General features: G+C 59.4%; 17 protein-coding genes. 6 read left to right on the forward strand and 11 right to left on the reverse strand.

Going from position 1 to position 15,542, the window contains the following annotated elements:
- Positions 1 to 156 precede the first annotated feature (156 nt).
- Entirely contained in the window at positions 157 to 765 is a 609-nt protein-coding gene (locus tag ACR0M2_RS16185; protein ID WP_170349940.1) for a GntR family transcriptional regulator, read from the forward strand.
- A gap of 6 nt (positions 766 to 771) precedes the next feature.
- On the opposite strand, the gene ACR0M2_RS16190 is transcribed toward ACR0M2_RS16185, so the two are convergent.
- The 10 genes from ACR0M2_RS16190 to ACR0M2_RS16235 form a co-directional block, all read right to left on the reverse strand.
- A complete protein-coding gene (locus ACR0M2_RS16190) occupies positions 772 to 1,530 on the reverse strand; it encodes a methyltransferase domain-containing protein (RefSeq protein WP_480706024.1) in 759 nt (252 codons plus the stop codon).
- On the reverse strand, positions 1,527 to 2,147 hold the full coding sequence (locus ACR0M2_RS16195) for a pimeloyl-ACP methyl esterase BioG family protein (RefSeq protein WP_480706026.1): 621 nt from the start codon (positions 2,145 to 2,147) through the stop codon (positions 1,527 to 1,529). Before ACR0M2_RS16195 ends, ACR0M2_RS16190 begins: the two co-directional genes overlap by 4 nt.
- The gene (bioA, locus tag ACR0M2_RS16200; protein WP_480706028.1) at positions 2,144 to 3,430 is read right to left on the reverse strand and encodes an adenosylmethionine--8-amino-7-oxononanoate transaminase; all 1,287 of its coding nucleotides are present in this window, start codon (positions 3,428 to 3,430) and stop codon (positions 2,144 to 2,146) included. The genes ACR0M2_RS16195 and bioA overlap by 4 nt, the downstream gene beginning before the upstream one ends.
- Positions 3,427 to 4,047, reverse strand: a complete 621-nt coding sequence (bioD, locus tag ACR0M2_RS16205) for a dethiobiotin synthase (protein WP_480706030.1) — start codon at positions 4,045 to 4,047, stop codon at positions 3,427 to 3,429. The genes bioA and bioD overlap by 4 nt, the downstream gene beginning before the upstream one ends.
- Complete coding sequence (locus ACR0M2_RS16210) at positions 4,044 to 5,177, reverse strand: 8-amino-7-oxononanoate synthase (protein ID WP_480706032.1); 1,134 nt, start codon at positions 5,175 to 5,177, stop codon at positions 4,044 to 4,046. Before ACR0M2_RS16210 ends, bioD begins: the two co-directional genes overlap by 4 nt.
- Positions 5,174 to 6,154 (reverse strand): biotin synthase BioB, encoded by a 981-nt coding sequence (gene bioB, locus ACR0M2_RS16215; RefSeq protein ID WP_480706034.1) that lies wholly within the window; start codon positions 6,152 to 6,154, stop codon positions 5,174 to 5,176. The genes ACR0M2_RS16210 and bioB overlap by 4 nt, the downstream gene beginning before the upstream one ends.
- 106 nt (positions 6,155 to 6,260) lie before the next feature.
- Positions 6,261 to 7,031: a heme ABC transporter ATP-binding protein gene (locus tag ACR0M2_RS16220; RefSeq protein ID WP_170361770.1), complete on the reverse strand. Its 771-nt coding sequence runs from the start codon at positions 7,029 to 7,031 to the stop codon at positions 6,261 to 6,263.
- Between the two features lie 3 nt (positions 7,032 to 7,034).
- Positions 7,035 to 8,099: a FecCD family ABC transporter permease gene (locus tag ACR0M2_RS16225; protein WP_480647316.1), complete on the reverse strand. Its 1,065-nt coding sequence runs from the start codon at positions 8,097 to 8,099 to the stop codon at positions 7,035 to 7,037.
- Positions 8,092 to 8,943 carry a heme/hemin ABC transporter substrate-binding protein gene (locus tag ACR0M2_RS16230; RefSeq protein WP_480706036.1) on the reverse strand — a complete coding sequence of 284 codons (852 nt, stop codon included), beginning with the start codon at positions 8,941 to 8,943 and terminating at the stop codon, positions 8,092 to 8,094. The genes ACR0M2_RS16225 and ACR0M2_RS16230 overlap by 8 nt, the downstream gene beginning before the upstream one ends.
- Entirely contained in the window at positions 8,940 to 9,986 is a 1,047-nt protein-coding gene (locus ACR0M2_RS16235) for a hemin-degrading factor (protein WP_480706038.1), read from the reverse strand. Before ACR0M2_RS16235 ends, ACR0M2_RS16230 begins: the two co-directional genes overlap by 4 nt.
- A gap of 316 nt (positions 9,987 to 10,302) precedes the next feature.
- On the opposite strand from ACR0M2_RS16235, the gene ACR0M2_RS16240 reads away from it, so the two are divergent.
- The 5 genes from ACR0M2_RS16240 to tolA are packed head-to-tail and all read left to right on the forward strand — an operon-like array spanning position 10,303 to position 14,828.
- Positions 10,303 to 12,357, forward strand: coding sequence for a TonB-dependent receptor (locus ACR0M2_RS16240; RefSeq protein ID WP_480706040.1), 2,055 nt, complete (start codon positions 10,303 to 10,305; stop codon positions 12,355 to 12,357).
- Between the two features lie 58 nt (positions 12,358 to 12,415).
- Entirely contained in the window at positions 12,416 to 13,249 is an 834-nt protein-coding gene (locus ACR0M2_RS16245; RefSeq protein WP_480706042.1) for a MotA/TolQ/ExbB proton channel family protein, read from the forward strand.
- 4 nt (positions 13,250 to 13,253) lie between these two features.
- Entirely contained in the window at positions 13,254 to 13,625 is a 372-nt protein-coding gene (locus ACR0M2_RS16250; RefSeq protein ID WP_480706044.1) for an ExbD/TolR family protein, read from the forward strand.
- A 4-nt stretch (positions 13,626 to 13,629) separates the two neighbouring features.
- A complete protein-coding gene (locus ACR0M2_RS16255) occupies positions 13,630 to 14,013 on the forward strand; it encodes an ExbD/TolR family protein (RefSeq protein WP_480706046.1) in 384 nt (127 codons plus the stop codon).
- Entirely contained in the window at positions 14,010 to 14,828 is an 819-nt protein-coding gene (tolA, locus tag ACR0M2_RS16260; protein ID WP_480706048.1) for a cell envelope integrity protein TolA, read from the forward strand. The genes ACR0M2_RS16255 and tolA overlap by 4 nt, the downstream gene beginning before the upstream one ends.
- Positions 14,829 to 14,840: 12 nt before the next feature.
- Here tolA and trhA read toward each other — a convergent pair whose 3' ends face one another.
- Entirely contained in the window at positions 14,841 to 15,509 is a 669-nt protein-coding gene (trhA, locus tag ACR0M2_RS16265) for a PAQR family membrane homeostasis protein TrhA (RefSeq protein WP_170349956.1), read from the reverse strand.
- Between the last annotated feature and the right edge of the window lie 33 nt (positions 15,510 to 15,542).

Raw genomic sequence — 15,542 nt, forward strand, 5'->3', positions numbered from 1 at the left:
TTGAGTTGCGACAGGACTTGCCGGGTTTTGTATCGTCAAGCATGGCCGAGTTAACGACCAAGCTGTTGCGACGACAACCATCACCTGTTGCCCATCACCTTGCAGAGCGATAATCGTCTGATCATATGACCAAAGCACCAAAGCGACGGAGTTCAGGTGTCTGAGCAGCAGATCAAAAAATCGGATGACATTGCGCAGAAACTGTTGACCAGGATTGTCCGTGGCGCATTGAAACCCGGCGAAAAGCTGCGGCAGGACCTGATCGCGCGTGAGTTCGGAGTCAGCCAGGTCACTGTACGCGAGGCGCTGCTGAATCTGGCATCAAAAGGACTGGCCGTCGCTGTACCACGCCGAGGTATGTGCGTGGCGCCAATGGACCAGAACGCCATTCAAGAGCTGCGCGTGATGCGACGCGCGCTTGAACCGGTGGCCTTGCTACATTCCGTTCCAAACCTGACGGCCCAGCAGATTGCCCAGATCGAACAAGTACACGAAGACTGCGACAGCGCCCAAACTGCTGAAGATTGGGAAGACGCCAATCAGCGTTTCCATATGGCCGTCATCGCGGCCTGCAACATGCCGCGCATGATTGACGAGATCAGGAACCTGCAAGTGCTGTACACGTGGCATTTCAACAACCTGTACACCGCCAAATGGCGACCGCGCGCCGATCCGGATCACGCTGCAATTCTGGCTGCCATCAAGGATCGCGACGCGGCCAAGGCGCATTCAGTTATGCAGCGCCACCTGACCCGCCTGCCCTAGGCGGGATCAATCGGGTTTCCGGGCGATGATCCAGGTCGGGTGATAGGTCAACGGAACCCCGTCCTTGCCGCCAAACTGCCGAACATAGTCATTATTGAAGGAAAGCAGGCTCGACTTTGTCCACGGCTTCTGCGCGCGCCCGTTCACTCCGGTTCTGCGCAGATGGTCCAGCACGTCGCGAGGAGAGGAAAACTGCATCTGCTGTTTGGATTCTCCGGCACTGACGACGTTCAGAATACCTTCGACAGCTGCGGTCAAAACCTCCGGTCCACAAAGACCGGGCGCCTTCGCCGCCGATCCAATCTGCACCAGTTCCTGATATTGCAGCGGGCCAAAACCGGAAACCGCCAGCCAGCCTCCGGGGGCCAGCGCCCGCGCGGCCCGGTGCAGGAACGCGGCGGGATCTGGCAACCACTGGATCATTGACGCCGAGGCAATCAGATCCGGTTTCGCAGGCCATGCGACCGTTTCCGCATCACCACACAGAAATCCTGCACCAAAGGACGCGGCGGTCTCATATGCCTCGGGTGACAGATCGTTGACGGTCAAACCATCAAACGCGAACTGCGCGCAAAGCCTTTGGGTCAAATGACCGGTGCCACAGCCAAACTCCAATCCGGACGCAAAATGCGTCGGAGCACCGTCACGTTGCAAATCCTGCGCCAATCCCTCAGCTATCCGCGCCTGTTGGTTGGCAGCCTCGTGGTACGAGCGGAAACTGCGGCTAAAACTACGCTGGACGCGGCTGGTCATCTGGGCATTCATGCGATCCACTCCTGCCAGTTCTGACCGCTGGCAAAGGGTATATGCGCGGTTGGAACAGTTCGGACTACTTCTTGTTGATCAGCCCACGCTGCCTTTTGCGCGGATGTGGAAATGATCCGGTCCCTCAGCGGCATCCAAATCCGGTCGAAGCTGGGATCGGGTGCCGGGCCACGTTCGATCACCGCGTGCAACTCTGCTTTTGCCGTGTCGATATCTATTTCGGGCGCCGGACCTTCCAGCCCAGCTCGGCGGCAGAACTTGGCAAAGCTGGCGGTGCTAAGTTGATCGGCCGTGGCCCGGATCATGTCCGGCGCGATGCCGCGTTCGACATCGGCGGGATGCAAAGTGCCGCTGACCGCGATCAGCCGATCTGGCCGCACCCCCGTTTGTGCCAACCAATGCGCGGCCGAGGCCACGCCAAACGAGAACGCGATCAGGGTGACCCTGTCATAGTTTGACAGCTCGCTCAGCGGGTTATCTAGACGGATATAGTCGTCGACGAACAAGACATCCGTATTGCCTTCAAGGCTTTCGAAAGGACCCGGGCCAAGGGCCCAGCCCCCGAAGACCAAAAGCACCTCGGCCGTGCCTGACCGGGACAACCAGCGCTGTTTCATGACATCCCTCGAACCAGCGATACCATGGCCGAGGTTACGCGGCTTAGCTCATCTGATGAGATGATATAGGGCGGCATGCAATAGATGTTGCGCGCGAACGGTCGCAGCCAGACGCCGGTTTCCAATGCCAACCCATGCGCCACCGACGGGTCGACCCGGCCTTCCATCTCGATAACACCGATGGCACCCAAGACGCGCACATCCGCCACGCCGGGCAAGTTGCGCGCCAGAGCCAGCTCCTGCGTCATCTGCACAGCGATACCCGCCACTTCCGACCGCCAATCGCGGGCCGAGAGTTGTTCCAGACTGGCCACCGCCGCCGCGCAAGCCAGCGGGTTAGCCATATAGGTAGGCCCGTGCATCATGACGCCGGCCTCGCTTTCCCCAATCCGTCGTGCGACGGTTTCGGTGGTGACCGTGGCCGCCAACGTGATATGCCCACCTGTCAGCGCCTTACCCACGCACAGGATATCTGGCACAATGTCGGCATGGTGCAGGGCAAACAGCTCACCGGTGCGGCCAAAGCCAGTGGCGATCTCATCGAAGATGACTAGCACGTCATGTGCCTTGCACATCTCATGGGCGCGCTGCAGCCAGGTCGGGTGGTAGAAATACATCCCCCCTGCCCCCTGAACCACAGGTTCAAGGATCAGCCCCGCGATCTGGTCAGCTTTCGCCTCCAGCAACTGTTCCAGTGCATTCAGCCCGTTCAGGTCACCGTCCTCGGACCAGTCCTGACCAAAGGCGATCTGAGGGCGCGGCAGGAAATGCTGAACGGACAGGGCGCCCGCAAACAACCCGTGCATTCCGTTGACCGGGTCGCACACGCTCATCGCTTTCCAGGTGTCGCCGTGATAGCCGCCGCGGATGGTGGCAAACTGCGTTCGCCCCTTGCGACCCTGCGCCATTTGGTACTGCACCGCCATTTTCAGGGCTACTTCGATGGCGACCGACCCACTGTCGCTGTAGAAAATGCGATCCAGCCCGTCGGGTAAAAGCCCGATCATTTTCCGGCCCAGTTCAATCGCGGGTTCATGTGTCAGCCCACCAAACATCACATGCGGCATCCGATCCAACTGCGACTGCATGGCTGCGATGATGGCCGGGTGACGATGCCCGTGCACCGCGCACCACCAGGACGACATGGCGTCGATCATCTGTGTGCCATCCTCAGCCGTCAGCCAAACCCCATCTGCCCCCGTGATCAGGTGCATCGGGCCGGGTTCCAGCACGTTTGTGTAAGGGTGCCACAGATGGCGGGCATCAAACTCCAGCGGTGTCATAAGGCACCTCGGATCGCGTCAATGTCGATGGCAGAAAATGCGTTAGACAGAGTTTCGCGTGAAAGGTTTTCGACGAAGGGTAGCCTGCCCAAATGGCGGAAATTGGTCATTTCGGCGATGGTCTGTTCCACGTCCGGCTCTGGGTCGCCAACAAAGGCCACACCAATCACTTTGCACCCTGCATTGCGCAATGCCATCAGGGATAGGGTCGTGTGATTGATCGTACCCAGTGCGGTACGCGCCACCAGCACAATCGGGGCCTGCCACTGCGCAATCACATCCAGGAAAAAGACCTGACGGTTCAGCGGCACCATCAACCCGCCCGCGCCTTCAACCACAAGTGGGCCGGGCACCGGCGGCAAGGTCAGGCGGGCCGGGTCGATTTCAATCCCCATATCCTCGGCCGAGAGATGTGGCGAGGCGGGCATGTTCAGCCGATACGCCTCGGGCAGCACCTCGGCCCCGGTCAGGGCCTTGACGGTTTCCGAGTCGGTGGCCTCTTCCAGCCCCGACTGCACAGGTTTCCAATACCGCGCGCCAAGGACTGCTGTCAGGCCCGCTGCAAAGACAGTTTTCCCGATGCCCGTATCCGTTCCGACTACGATGACAGGGCTCATGCGGCCTCGCTTTGTTGCTGCGCTAGGGTTTCGAACAAGGCGGTAATATTGGCCTGTGAAACATTGCCCGTAATCGAAACCCGTAGCCGCGATGTGCCGCGCGGAACCGTAGGAGGGCGAATGCCGCGCACGTCAAAGCCTTGCGACTGCAGGGCTGCGGCCGTCTGCATCGTGTGCGCTTCGTTCCCAAGAATGACGGGGATGATCTGACTGTTCAGCGCACCCGGCGACACGCCGTTCCGGCGCGCTTCGGCATGGGCATGATGTATTCGAGCGTTCGCCGCCTCGGCCAGTCCGGTGTCTGATTGCAAATGCGCCAGTACAGCCCGCACCAGGGCCGCGTTAAACGGAGATGGCGCGGTCGCAAAAATGAACGGCCGTGCCCTGTTGATCAGCGCGTCGATCATCTGCCGTGGGCCACAGATCAGTCCGCCCGAAACGCCCAGACCCTTACCGCAGGTATGCAATGTCAGCACTTCGGCCTTCAACCCATGCGCCAGTCCTTTGCCGTGTGGGCCGAAAACACCGGTCGCATGGGCTTCGTCCACGACCAACACCGCTTCCTGCTCCACAGCCAGATCGGACAGCGCGTTCAGGGGCGCGAGATCACCCTCCATCGAATAAACGCTTTCCACGGCAATCCAGATTTGACCGGACCCTCCTGCGGAAAGCCAGTCGGCAATAACACGGCGCGCGTCGGCCACATCGTTATGGGCAAAGGCCCGCGTGTCGGCCCGGCCCATACGCATGCCTTCATGAGCGCTGGCATGAACCAGATCGTCATACAGGATCAGATCACCACCGGCGGGAAGGGTCGAAAAAATCGCCTGATTGGCCTGAAACCCGCCGCCCATGAACAAGGCGGCCTCGGCGTCGAAAAACGCGGCGGCCTCAGCCTCCAACGCCTCATGTTCCGGGTGATTGCCGCGCAGCAACCGCGACCCACCCGATCCCAGCGGTACACCGCGATCCAGCGCCTTTTGCGCGGCACCTTGCAGCCATGCAGATTCTGACAGACCCAGATAATCATTCGAGGCAAAGTCCAGCCCACGCCTCGGGGTCAGCACCCGGCGACGATGCCGGGCGCCTAATGTTTCAAGCATCGAGTTCAGGCGACCCAATGCTTTCATTCAGCAGCTTCCGCACAGCTTTGCCCGGCCACGGTTTCGGCTTGCAGCCCAAGCTTGGCAAACAGGATCGCATCGGTGTCTTCTTCCGGGTTCTCTGCTGTCAGCAGCGTTTCCCCCACAAAGATCGAGTTCGCCCCGGCCAGGAAACACATCGCCTGATGCTCATCGGTCATGTCGCTGCGTCCGGCAGACAAGCGAACATAGGATTTCGGCATCATGATACGGGCGGTGGCGATCACACGCACGAACTCGATCGGATCGATCGGCTTGGCGTCCGCCAGCGGTGTGTCTTCCTGCGGCATCAGCATGTTGATCGGCACCGATTCAGGTGCGGGTCCCATATTGGCCAGTGTGACCAACATATCGACACGGTCACCGACCTCTTCACCCATCCCCAGGATACCGCCGGAACACACTTTGATCCCGGCTTCTTGCACGCGGGTCATTGTATCGATCCGGTCGGCGAAGGTGCGGGTGGTGATTACTTCGGGGTAATAGCGCTCGGACGTGTCGATGTTGTGGTTGTAATAGTCCAGGCCCGCGTCACGCAGGCGAAACACCTGGTTGTCGTCTAGCATGCCCAGTGTCATGCAAGTCTCCATGCCCATCTCGCGAACGCCTTCGACCATGGCCACCAGCGCATCCATGTCGCGATCTTTCGGTTCACGCCAGGCCGCGCCCATGCAGAACCGGGTAGCACCACCATCCTTGGCCTTGCGGGCCTCGGCCAGCACGCGCTGAACCTCGATCAGTTTCGAGGCCGACAGCTTCGAGCCGTTACGCGCCGATTGCGAGCAATAGGCACAATCTTCGGCACAACCACCTGTCTTGATCGACAACAGCTTGGAGGTCTGAATCTTGTTGGGATCGAAATTCTCGCGATGCACGGTCTGCGCGCGGAACAGCAAATCCATCAGGGGAAGATCATATACGGCCTGCGCCGTCTCGCGGGTCCAAGTGGGGGAGGTGTTTTCCATTTTATCGATAATCTATCCAAAACTCCATGCCTAGCTTTTCTAATATCGATAATCATGCAAACTACAACTTAAATCTAATTCAACAGCGCCGAACCGCGAAGCGTGATCAAAGCCCAGCCACCTGCGGTAAAAGGTAGACTCCTGTTTCAGGGGCACAATTGACCGCAATACGGCAGCCATACGCCTGACTGAGCAAATCGTCGCACAATGTATCCACCGGCATGCCCTGGCTGAGAATTTGCCCATCCGACAGTAGAATCACATTGTCGGCACACATGGCCGTCAGGTTCAGATCATGCATCACCATGACCACCCCGCCGCCGCTGGCCGCGAAATCCCGAACAATTTGCATCACCTGCAATTGGTGGCCGATATCCAGGCTGGAAACGGGTTCGTCCAGAAACAACCAGCGCGACCCTGTCGGCCCGGTCGGTTGCCACACCTGCACCAGAACGCGGGCCAGTTGAACACGCTGCTGTTCACCCCCTGACAGTTCCTGATAGAACCGCCCTTCAAATCCACCCAAACCGACACGAGTCAGCGCATGCAAGGCAATCCGGTCGTCCATAGCCCTGCGCATACGCCCCATGCGGAGCACCTCTAACACGGTGAAAGGAAAGCTCATCGGAGTCGCTTGTGGCAAGACGGCACGAATGTCGGATAGCTCAGCAGCGCTGGTTCGCGCGATATCCCGACCGTTCAACGTAACGGCCCCGTCATGGTCCAGATCGCCGGTCAGCGCGGCCAACAAGGTAGATTTACCCGCCCCCGACGGACCGACAACAGCAGTCACCTGTCCGGGCTGGGCTGAGAAAAATAGATTGCTTAGGATCGTGCGGCGTCCCAGCTGAACGCTCAGGTCTGTGACAATCAACATGGTCTAAAGGTCCACAATTCCGCGTTGCCTCAACAAAATCCACAGAAAGAACGGCGCGCCGATGACTGCGGTGACAATCCCAATGGGCAACTCAGACGGCGCGATGATCATTCGGCTGATCAGATCGGCCAGCACCAGAAGCGCCGCACCCAGAAGGGCCGAATTGACCAGCAGGTATTTGTGATCGGGCCCCGAGGCCAGTCGCAGCAGATGCGGCACCACGATACCCACAAACCCGATCCCACCACTGACGGCCACAGCTGCCCCGGTCGATGCGGCGACGACCAGAATGGCGCAGGTTTTCAGATGTTGCACGCGGATGCCGATATGCCCGGCTGCGGCTTCGCCCAGGGCCAGACCGTTCAGACCCAGCGCCAGAAATGGCGACAGCATTAGGGGGATCAGGATCAACGGGGCCGCAACCATTATCTTGCCCCAACTGCTGCCCGCCAGAGAGCCCATGGACCAAAAGGTGAAATCCCTCAACTGCGCGTCATCCGCCACATAGACAAGGATGCCTGTCAATGCCATCGCCAGTGCGGTCAGCGCAATCCCGGCCAGCAGCATCGTTGCAACAGAGGTTCGGCCACGCCGCGTTGCAACCCGATAGAGCAGCATTGTGGTGATCCAGGCGCCAAGGAACGCAGCAATCGGGACAAGCCATGTTGCCAGCCCGGCGGCAACGGTCAAAGTCCCGCCCAGAACAATCGCACCGACCGCCCCCAAGCTGGCCCCGGCGCTGACGCCAACTATGCCCGGATCGGCCAGCGGGTTGCGGAATAAGCCCTGCAGCACCGCCCCAGACACAGCCAGCGCCGCCCCAACAAAACAACCCATGATCACACGGGGCGCGCGGATATCCAGCAAAACCACCCGGTCCCGCAAGGACAGGTCTTGGCCCTGTGCCATATCAATCAATGCCTGCCACAACGACGTGCCCGCTGATCCCGTTGCAAGCCCGGTCAGCACCACCACACTCAATACAACGATCAAAACCCAGCTGAGCCGACGCGCGGTTACGCTCCGGTCGCCGTCGATTGCCATCCCGTCAGCGGTTTGGTCAGCCATTGGCGCCGCGCAATCCAGCTGCAAGATCAGAGATGGCCTGCCCGGTGCGCACCGAGAAACCCAACAACAACATGCCATCCATCCGCAACAATTTAGCGTTCTGACCTGCCGGTGTGGCCGCAATCGCAGGGTGTTTGAGAACCTCTTCATCTGTCAGGGAAATCTGTCGGCCGCTCTCCATCAGCAAGATGACATCGGGGGCTGCTGTAATGATCGCCTCATCCCCCAACGGTTTATAGCCCTGAAACCCCTCAACAGCATTTGTGGCCCCGGCCAGTTCGATAATACCCTGCGCTGCCGTATCCTGCCCAGCGGCCAGCACGCGCCCACTCTGCATTGCCAGTACAAACAGAACACGCTGATCGGCCAATTCACTTTGCGCAGTGGCGGCATCGATTGCGCCGCCAACGCGTTGCGCCAGTGCTTCGCCCTCGTCAGGAACATCCAGCGCCTTGGCAACGGCCTTGATCTTGGCGACAACCGCCGCGCGATCATGGCCCATCGGTATACTGACAAAAGGGATATGAGTTTCGGCCAGAACCTCCAGCGTTTCCGGCGGGCCTGCGCCCTCTTCTGCCAAGATCAGATCGGGGCTGACCGACAGCAACCCTTCGGCGGACAAGCGGCGCACGTAGCCTATGTTTGGCAATGCGGCGACCTGCGGCGGATGGTTCGACGTGCTGTCGCGTGCCACCAACCGGTGTTCTTGTCCCAGCGCATAAATGATCTCGGTGATCGATCCCCCGGCCGAGACAATGCGTTGCGCCGGGTCGGCATGCAGACCAAATGCAGATACCAACAGCACCAATCCGGCAAGTTTCAGTTTTGCGCGCACCCGAGTCATGCCGGAACCTCCTCTGGGCGGCCCTCAAGCGACGCAACAAGGTCGTTCCAGATTGCAGCTGAGGCAGGCTCGGCCAGCACGCCAAAGATTTGCAATATCAGTGCGCCCTGCGCGTCAAACGCCTCGACCGAGATCGCATCGCCTCGTTTGGTGGATTTCCTGGCCTGCCAGACCTCGGCGATGTGATCGGTGCGTAGGTGCAGGTTAAAGCCAGGATCCAGCACATTCAGCCATGGGCCCATCTGCTTGACCTCCTTGATGGGTCCGGTGTGAATTTCGATGCACCCCTGATTGCCAACAAAAACCATGATCGACAGGCCTGTTTTTGCGGCGCTGTGCAGAATTGTGTCGACATCCGATATCGCCAGAGGCCGCACATATGGCGCCCCGGCCATGCGATAGGCCCCCAACCTGTTCAGCTTGAGCTTGCGAACCATCTGGAGAAACTGATGGGTATCTGTGATTTCATCCCATCCAGCACGCAGACGGTCGGTTTTCTCGGGGTCGACCTTGGCAGGTTCGACCGCTGCGCGCGGTTCAACTGTCAGAGTGTCTAACTGGTCCGGCAGTTTCAGGGCCTCGATCACGGCATCCCATTCCTCGATCACAGAGGTATCGCGCAAAAAGACCTTGTGAACCGCATCACCTGCGGCGTCGAAAATCTGAAGGGACAGGCGTTCCGAGCCATCCTCAAGCGTTTTGGCCACGGCAAAGCCGTAAACCCAGTGACGCGGGAACATGCGCAGATCAATCTCGTGATTGGCGATCAGCGCCGCGTGGGGGCCGCCACGGTAATCAGCGTAAATCCCCACCTTCTCGATCACGCAGCTTTCGTTGCGAGTCAGTGCCATGACCTCGCCCAATCGGTTAACCAAGGGCATCAGCCGATCCATGTCGGGGCTTATGCGGGTGGCTCCGTGTCCGACATGCGCGGCAACCAGCTGTGCCTCGGTGATGCCGAGTTGATCCGCCAGATCACGCTCGCGCCGCTTGGGGTTTTCCAACCGCGCAGCACGGATTTCAGAAGGACTTGGATGGGTCATGGTCGTCTCCACAATGGTATCGAAACGCATTTGGCTGGGACCGAGACGACCGGGCTGCGCGCTGTTTTTAGCTTTCTTTGCCCTTGTCCTAAGCGGTCCGGCCTGTGGCATCAAGGGCACGCAGCAGTTTTCTGACAAAAATAGTATGGTATTAAAAAATCTAATCCGCTAAGGAGCCGCCCACATGGACCACAGCGCGCTGCATCTAGCGCGCAGGCCCGTAGAAACACCCAGCACATCGCGAGGTAGCATCTGAATTTCGCCTGTTTCAGGCGGGTGCATCTCTGACTGCACGATACACATACTGGGGGTTTCAATGAAATCAGCATTAAAGCGGCCTACCGCAAGCGTGGCCCTGACCACCGCCGTTTTGGCGGCAACGCCGCTATGGGCGCAAGAACAAGAAGACGACATCATCCAACTCGATGACATCATCGTCACCGGCACCGGGCTTCCAACCGAGGTTTTCGACAGCCCGTCCTCCGTCACCGTTGTGGATGCCGGTGAAATCCGCGAAATCCCCCCGGCCTCAGTCGCCAATCTGTTGTCGGATGTGCCGGGCGTTCAGGTGTCCGAGAATGATCTGGATCGTATCCGTATCCGTGGCGAAGATTCGCAGCGCGTCGCAATCCTGCTGGACGGTCAGCGCCTGTCGGATCACAACCGTTATGGCACACCTCTGCTGGTGTCACCCACCGATATCGAACGGATCGAGATCGTGCGTGGCCCTTCATCGGTTGTCTCAGGCAATCGGGCCATCGGGGGTGTCGTGAACATCATCACCAAACGCGGCGCCGACAAACCGGTCGAGGTTTCCGGCACCGCAGGTTACATCGGGTCCAATGACGGCTATCGCACCGCTGCCAGCATCGCAGGTACGTTCAACGATTTTGACTATCGTCTGTCGTATTCGAAACTGGATCTGAACGACCGCGAAACACCCGACGGTGATCTGGTGCCCTCCAGCAGTGAAGAACACGGCGTGCTGGGCTTTGTCGGATACCGCTTTGGCAACAGCTATGTCGGCCTGCGCGCACAGGATTTCGACGCCTCTACCGAGGTGTTCACCGGCAGCCCAGATGCCCAGATTAACCTGCCCAAACGGGACTTGCGCAAATACAGCGCGTTCTACGAAGGCGAAGACCTGACGCCCTGGATGTCGACGCTGAAGTTCAGCGCTTATACGCAAAAGGTCGACCGCGTGTTCGACAGCGAATTCACCAGCAGCGGCGGGCCGGTCACCACCATTGTCAACGCGGGATCGGACGATGAACAGACAACCAGCGGATTCGTGGCGACAGCAAACTTTGAATTTGCACCCGGACACCGCTCGGTTATTGGGCTTGAATATGACGATGACCGGTTAGAGACCACTAAGACCTCTGATATCACGATCATTCCGCCCTTTGGACCGCCCAGCCAAATCAGCGTGCCCTCTTTCACGGATGCGGAAATCCGAACGGCCAGTATTTTTGGACAGCACGAAGCAACCTTTGGCGATTTCGTCGCCACGGTCGGCGCACGCTACTATAGCGTCGAAAGCGATCTGAACGAACGCAAGGTCAACGGGTTTCCGCTGCCTGATGCCAGCAACAGCGATGACCGCTGGCTGGGCTCGATTGGTGCCGTCTACAATCTGTCAGATGACGCCATCCTGCGGGCCAACATCTCGCAAGGTTATACATTCCCGTCCCTGTCCGAGCTGTACCTGTCCACGTCGGCTGGCGGCCAGGTCATCAATGGCAATCCGAACCTGAAACCCGAAACCGCGACCAACTATGAAATCGGTGCGCGTGTGGATCGGGGGAACTTCGTGCTGGATACGGCCATTTTCTATACCGAAGCCAAGGACTACATCACCACCGTGGCCGATCCGGTCAATCCGGCCGAGCTGATTTATGACAATGTCGAAAGCGCAGACAGCTGGGGCATTGAAATCGCGGCCGAGGTTGATCCCGGCTGGGGCGGTTTACGCCCCTATGTCATCGTGTCGAATGTGACCCGAGAGTTCACCTATTCCAACGGGTTCAGCACCAAAGACAGTGGCACCCCGGAATGGACGGGGACGCTTGGTGTGCGCTCAGACTGGCAGACAGCCAGCTTGACGGGCACCTGGGATATGTTCCTGCGGGGCGAAAGCGCGGCCAAGTTGCGCGACGAAAACGGCAATATCGTCGACAGCGGGACAGCCACCGGCACCAACCCGACCTCGGGCTGGACCACGCTGAACTTCCGCGGCAGCGTGGATTTGACCGAGAACGCATTGCTGACGCTCGAGCTTAACAACATCCTCGACAGGTCCTACCGGGCCAATGACCAGATCCCGGCTGCAGGACGCAATATCAACCTATTCGTCACTGCAACCTTCTGACCCGGAGAACAGCGGGGCCACGGGGTAACCCGGTTGGCCCTGCACACAGGAGAACCTTATGATATCCCGATTGATCCTGTTTATGGCCCTTGCGATGGTACCGGTTGCCCTCGCCGCGCAAGACACCCTGACACCCTCAGCGCCAGAGGTTCTGGTGTCAGGCGACCAGATTGGACCAGCGCAACCAGTTTCGGCTGAACCCAACGAGCCCGTGCCTGGGCACAGCACAGGTGTGGAAACCGCGCAGGATGCCTCGGTCCAGGCGGCCGAGTTTCTGCGCAAAGGCGGACCATCGATCTGGGCCATCGCGGCACTGTCTGTGGTCACCGTTGCCCTGATCCTGTGGAAGATTTGGCGGCTGGCCCTGATCGGGGCATGGTCGAGAGGCAAGGCCGGTCAGGCCGTGGATTTGTTCGAGACTGGGGAGCCCGATGCCGCTGCTACGACGCTCTATGGCCGCCGGGGAATTCGATCCAAGGTGATTAGCCATGCCATCCGGTCCATTCGCACCCTACCCGAAGACCGCGCCCGCGAAGAGGTTTCGCGCGTGGCCAAACGCGAGATTGCCGATGCCGGTACCGGCCTTCGAGCGCTGGAGCTAATCGCAACGATCGCACCTCTGTTGGGTCTGTTGGGCACAGTTCTGGGCATGATTGCAGCGTTTCAGGCGCTGCAACAGTCAGGCAACCGCGCCGATCCCTCCCTATTGGCTGGCGGTATCTGGGAGGCACTTCTGACCACCGCAGCAGGTATGGCCGTGGCCATCCCAGCCTCGGCCGCGCTGACGTGGTTCGAGGCCGTAATCGACCGCATCCGCCGCGATTTGGAAGACGGCGCAACCCGTATTTTCGTATCAGGCAAGCCGGGCAATCTGAAACTGGCTGCCGAGTGATCTGATGCAATTCGCCCCAATTGCAAAACCCAGACGCAAGCCCAACCTCACGCCGATGATCGACGTGGTGTTCCTGCTTTTGGTGTTTTTCATGTTGGCGTCCCGCTTCGGGACCGAGACCATCTTGCCGCTGCCGCTGGCCTCTGCGGGCCACGAATATAGCGGACCGCCGCGCCTGATTGACGTCCTGCCCGACCAAGAGTTGCTGAACGGCATCGCCAGCGCGGATATAGCCCGCGATCTTGCACCACTGATGCAGGCCCCCACGGATTTGGTGATCTTGCGCGGCAGGAATGGCGCGACATTGCAACGGATCGTGACCGTCACCGAGATCCTGCGTGACGCTGGGTTTATTTCGGTCGTTTTGGTGGAATAGCGCGATGAATTTCTCGGACCCATCCGGCAAACCGCGCCCTGCATCCATCCTACCGATGATCAATGTCGTGTTTCTACTGCTGATCTTTTTCCTGATGACGGCGAACCTGATCAAACCCGAGCCGTTCGAAATTACCCCGCCAAAATCGACATCCGACACCGACCCCAAGGTTAAGCGGGTGCTTTATGTCGACAAAACTGGCCGTATGTCCTTCGAAGGGAAGGAAGGAAACGCGGCGCTGGTCGCCTTGGCAACGATTAGCGAAACCAACAGCGTCGTCCAGGTTCGCGCCGATGCGCAGCTTGAGGCCAAAGTGATGTCGGGGCTGCTGCGTGGTCTTGCACAAGCGGGGCTGAACCGGGTCGAGCTTGTGGTGGCCCGAAAATGAAACGCTGGGTTGAAGCCTTTGTTTTTGTTGCTCTGGCCGCCGCCTTGCATCTCGCCGCCTTTGCCAGCCAGCCAAAGTCTGGTGTTGTTGCGGGCGGTGTTGGTGGCGCAGATCTGGCAACGATAAAAGCTGCCGCCCCCTCGGTGGCCGAGATGGTCAAAACGTGGGAGGCTGCGTCCATCACGCCCACCCGGCAGACGCCGACCGTGCAAGTGCCGCAAACCCCGGCCGTCCCCGCCGGGCCAACCTTGAAAATCGATCAGGCCCCAAGGGCTCAAATGACAATCGCACTTGCCCCGCCAGAACCGGAGAAGCTGCCGCAGGTGGACACGGCACAGCCGCCACCAGTTGCCACGCCGACGGAAAGGGCCGAGAGTGAATCTCAACAGCCAGACAAGACACCCGCGCAGGACGGTCGAAAAGCCAAGGTAACCGCCGCAGGTGTCAACAAACAGGTTGCCGCAGGTTCAGGTGACGGATCGCAGGCCGGGGCGGGATCGGCGGAAGTGAACGCTGGGTCCTCTGGAAAGCAAGCAAAGCTCAAGGTGTTTTGGGGTGCAAAAGTTCGCGCCCGCATCGAGCGCAACAAGCAATCGTTGCGCCGCACGGATGGTGGCAGCGCCACGATCACCCTGACCGTTTCGCGCGATGGGCGTCTATTGTCGCATAAACTGCTGAAATCCTCGGGCAATTCGGCACTGGATCAGGCCGCGCTTAGCGCTGTGGCCCGTACAAAGCGCGTACCGAAAGCACCCAAGGGGTTACAGGGCGATAGCTTTCGCTTTTCTGTACCGATCAGGTTTGAGCCCCGTTAACCGGCGCCACCGTCAGGAAAACGGATGTGGTTCCAACAGAATTCGAACCGAAATCGCGATGAAAAACAGCGCGCTGCCGGTCAGGACAAACACGTGCCAGATGGTGTTGTGAAACGGCAGGTGTTCCGAAAGATAGAATGCAACGCCGACGGTATAAACGACACCGCCCGCCATCATCAGCCACACTATTGTCGGCGACAGCTCGGTCAGCATGGATTGTCCGGCCCAAATGATGGCCCATCCCATCATCAGATACAGGCCCAGACCAAACCACCGAAACCGGTTTGGATCGATCAGCTTCAATGTTGATCCCAGCGTCGCCGACGACCATAAGCCAATCAAAAGCCCCCATGCCTGCCCGCCCGAAAGCAAAACGAACGGCGTGTAGGTGCCAGCGATCTTGACGTAGATACCCGAATGATCCAGCCGGCGCAGTAGATCGGACCATCTGTCATTGTCGACCATGTTGTAGAGGGCGGAAAACGTCAGCATCAACACCAGCGTCACGCCATAGATCGAAACTCCCAGTACCGCCTCGGGCTCGGAGCGGTGCTGGGCGGTGATCGTGATCAGAACTGGCACGGCAACAAGGGCCGCGGCCACGCCCAATACGTGTACAACCCCATCGCTGATACGTTCGGCCCGGGTATAGGCCGGCCGGATATCTGCAAAAGACCACATGTCTCAAATCTAGGGGCCGGATCGCAACCCGAC

The sequence above is a fragment of the Ruegeria sp. BE10 genome, from assembly GCF_056538905.1.

Excerpts from the sequence above, each read along its gene's own strand:
- ACR0M2_RS16190 (WP_480706024.1), bottom strand. The coding sequence starts at position 1,530 with ATGAATGCCCAGATGACCAGCCGCGTCCAGCGTAGTTTTAGCCGCAGT.
- ACR0M2_RS16195 (WP_480706026.1), bottom strand. The coding sequence starts at position 2,147 with ATGAAACAGCGCTGGTTGTCCCGGTCAGGCACGGCCGAGGTGCTTTTG.
- bioA (WP_480706028.1), bottom strand. The coding sequence starts at position 3,430 with ATGACACCGCTGGAGTTTGATGCCCGCCATCTGTGGCACCCTTACACA.
- bioD (WP_480706030.1), bottom strand. The coding sequence starts at position 4,047 with ATGAGCCCTGTCATCGTAGTCGGAACGGATACGGGCATCGGGAAAACT.
- ACR0M2_RS16210 (WP_480706032.1), bottom strand. The coding sequence starts at position 5,177 with ATGAAAGCATTGGGTCGCCTGAACTCGATGCTTGAAACATTAGGCGCC.
- bioB (WP_480706034.1), bottom strand. The coding sequence starts at position 6,154 with ATGGAAAACACCTCCCCCACTTGGACCCGCGAGACGGCGCAGGCCGTA.
- ACR0M2_RS16220 (WP_170361770.1), bottom strand. The coding sequence starts at position 7,031 with ATGTTGATTGTCACAGACCTGAGCGTTCAGCTGGGACGCCGCACGATC.
- ACR0M2_RS16225 (WP_480647316.1), bottom strand. The coding sequence starts at position 8,099 with ATGGCTGACCAAACCGCTGACGGGATGGCAATCGACGGCGACCGGAGC.
- ACR0M2_RS16230 (WP_480706036.1), bottom strand. The coding sequence starts at position 8,943 with ATGACTCGGGTGCGCGCAAAACTGAAACTTGCCGGATTGGTGCTGTTG.
- ACR0M2_RS16235 (WP_480706038.1), bottom strand. The coding sequence starts at position 9,986 with ATGACCCATCCAAGTCCTTCTGAAATCCGTGCTGCGCGGTTGGAAAAC.
- ACR0M2_RS16240 (WP_480706040.1), top strand. The coding sequence starts at position 10,303 with ATGAAATCAGCATTAAAGCGGCCTACCGCAAGCGTGGCCCTGACCACC.
- ACR0M2_RS16245 (WP_480706042.1), top strand. The coding sequence starts at position 12,416 with ATGATATCCCGATTGATCCTGTTTATGGCCCTTGCGATGGTACCGGTT.
- ACR0M2_RS16250 (WP_480706044.1), top strand. The coding sequence starts at position 13,254 with ATGCAATTCGCCCCAATTGCAAAACCCAGACGCAAGCCCAACCTCACG.
- ACR0M2_RS16255 (WP_480706046.1), top strand. The coding sequence starts at position 13,630 with ATGAATTTCTCGGACCCATCCGGCAAACCGCGCCCTGCATCCATCCTA.
- tolA (WP_480706048.1), top strand. The coding sequence starts at position 14,010 with ATGAAACGCTGGGTTGAAGCCTTTGTTTTTGTTGCTCTGGCCGCCGCC.
- trhA (WP_170349956.1), bottom strand. The coding sequence starts at position 15,509 with ATGTGGTCTTTTGCAGATATCCGGCCGGCCTATACCCGGGCCGAACGT.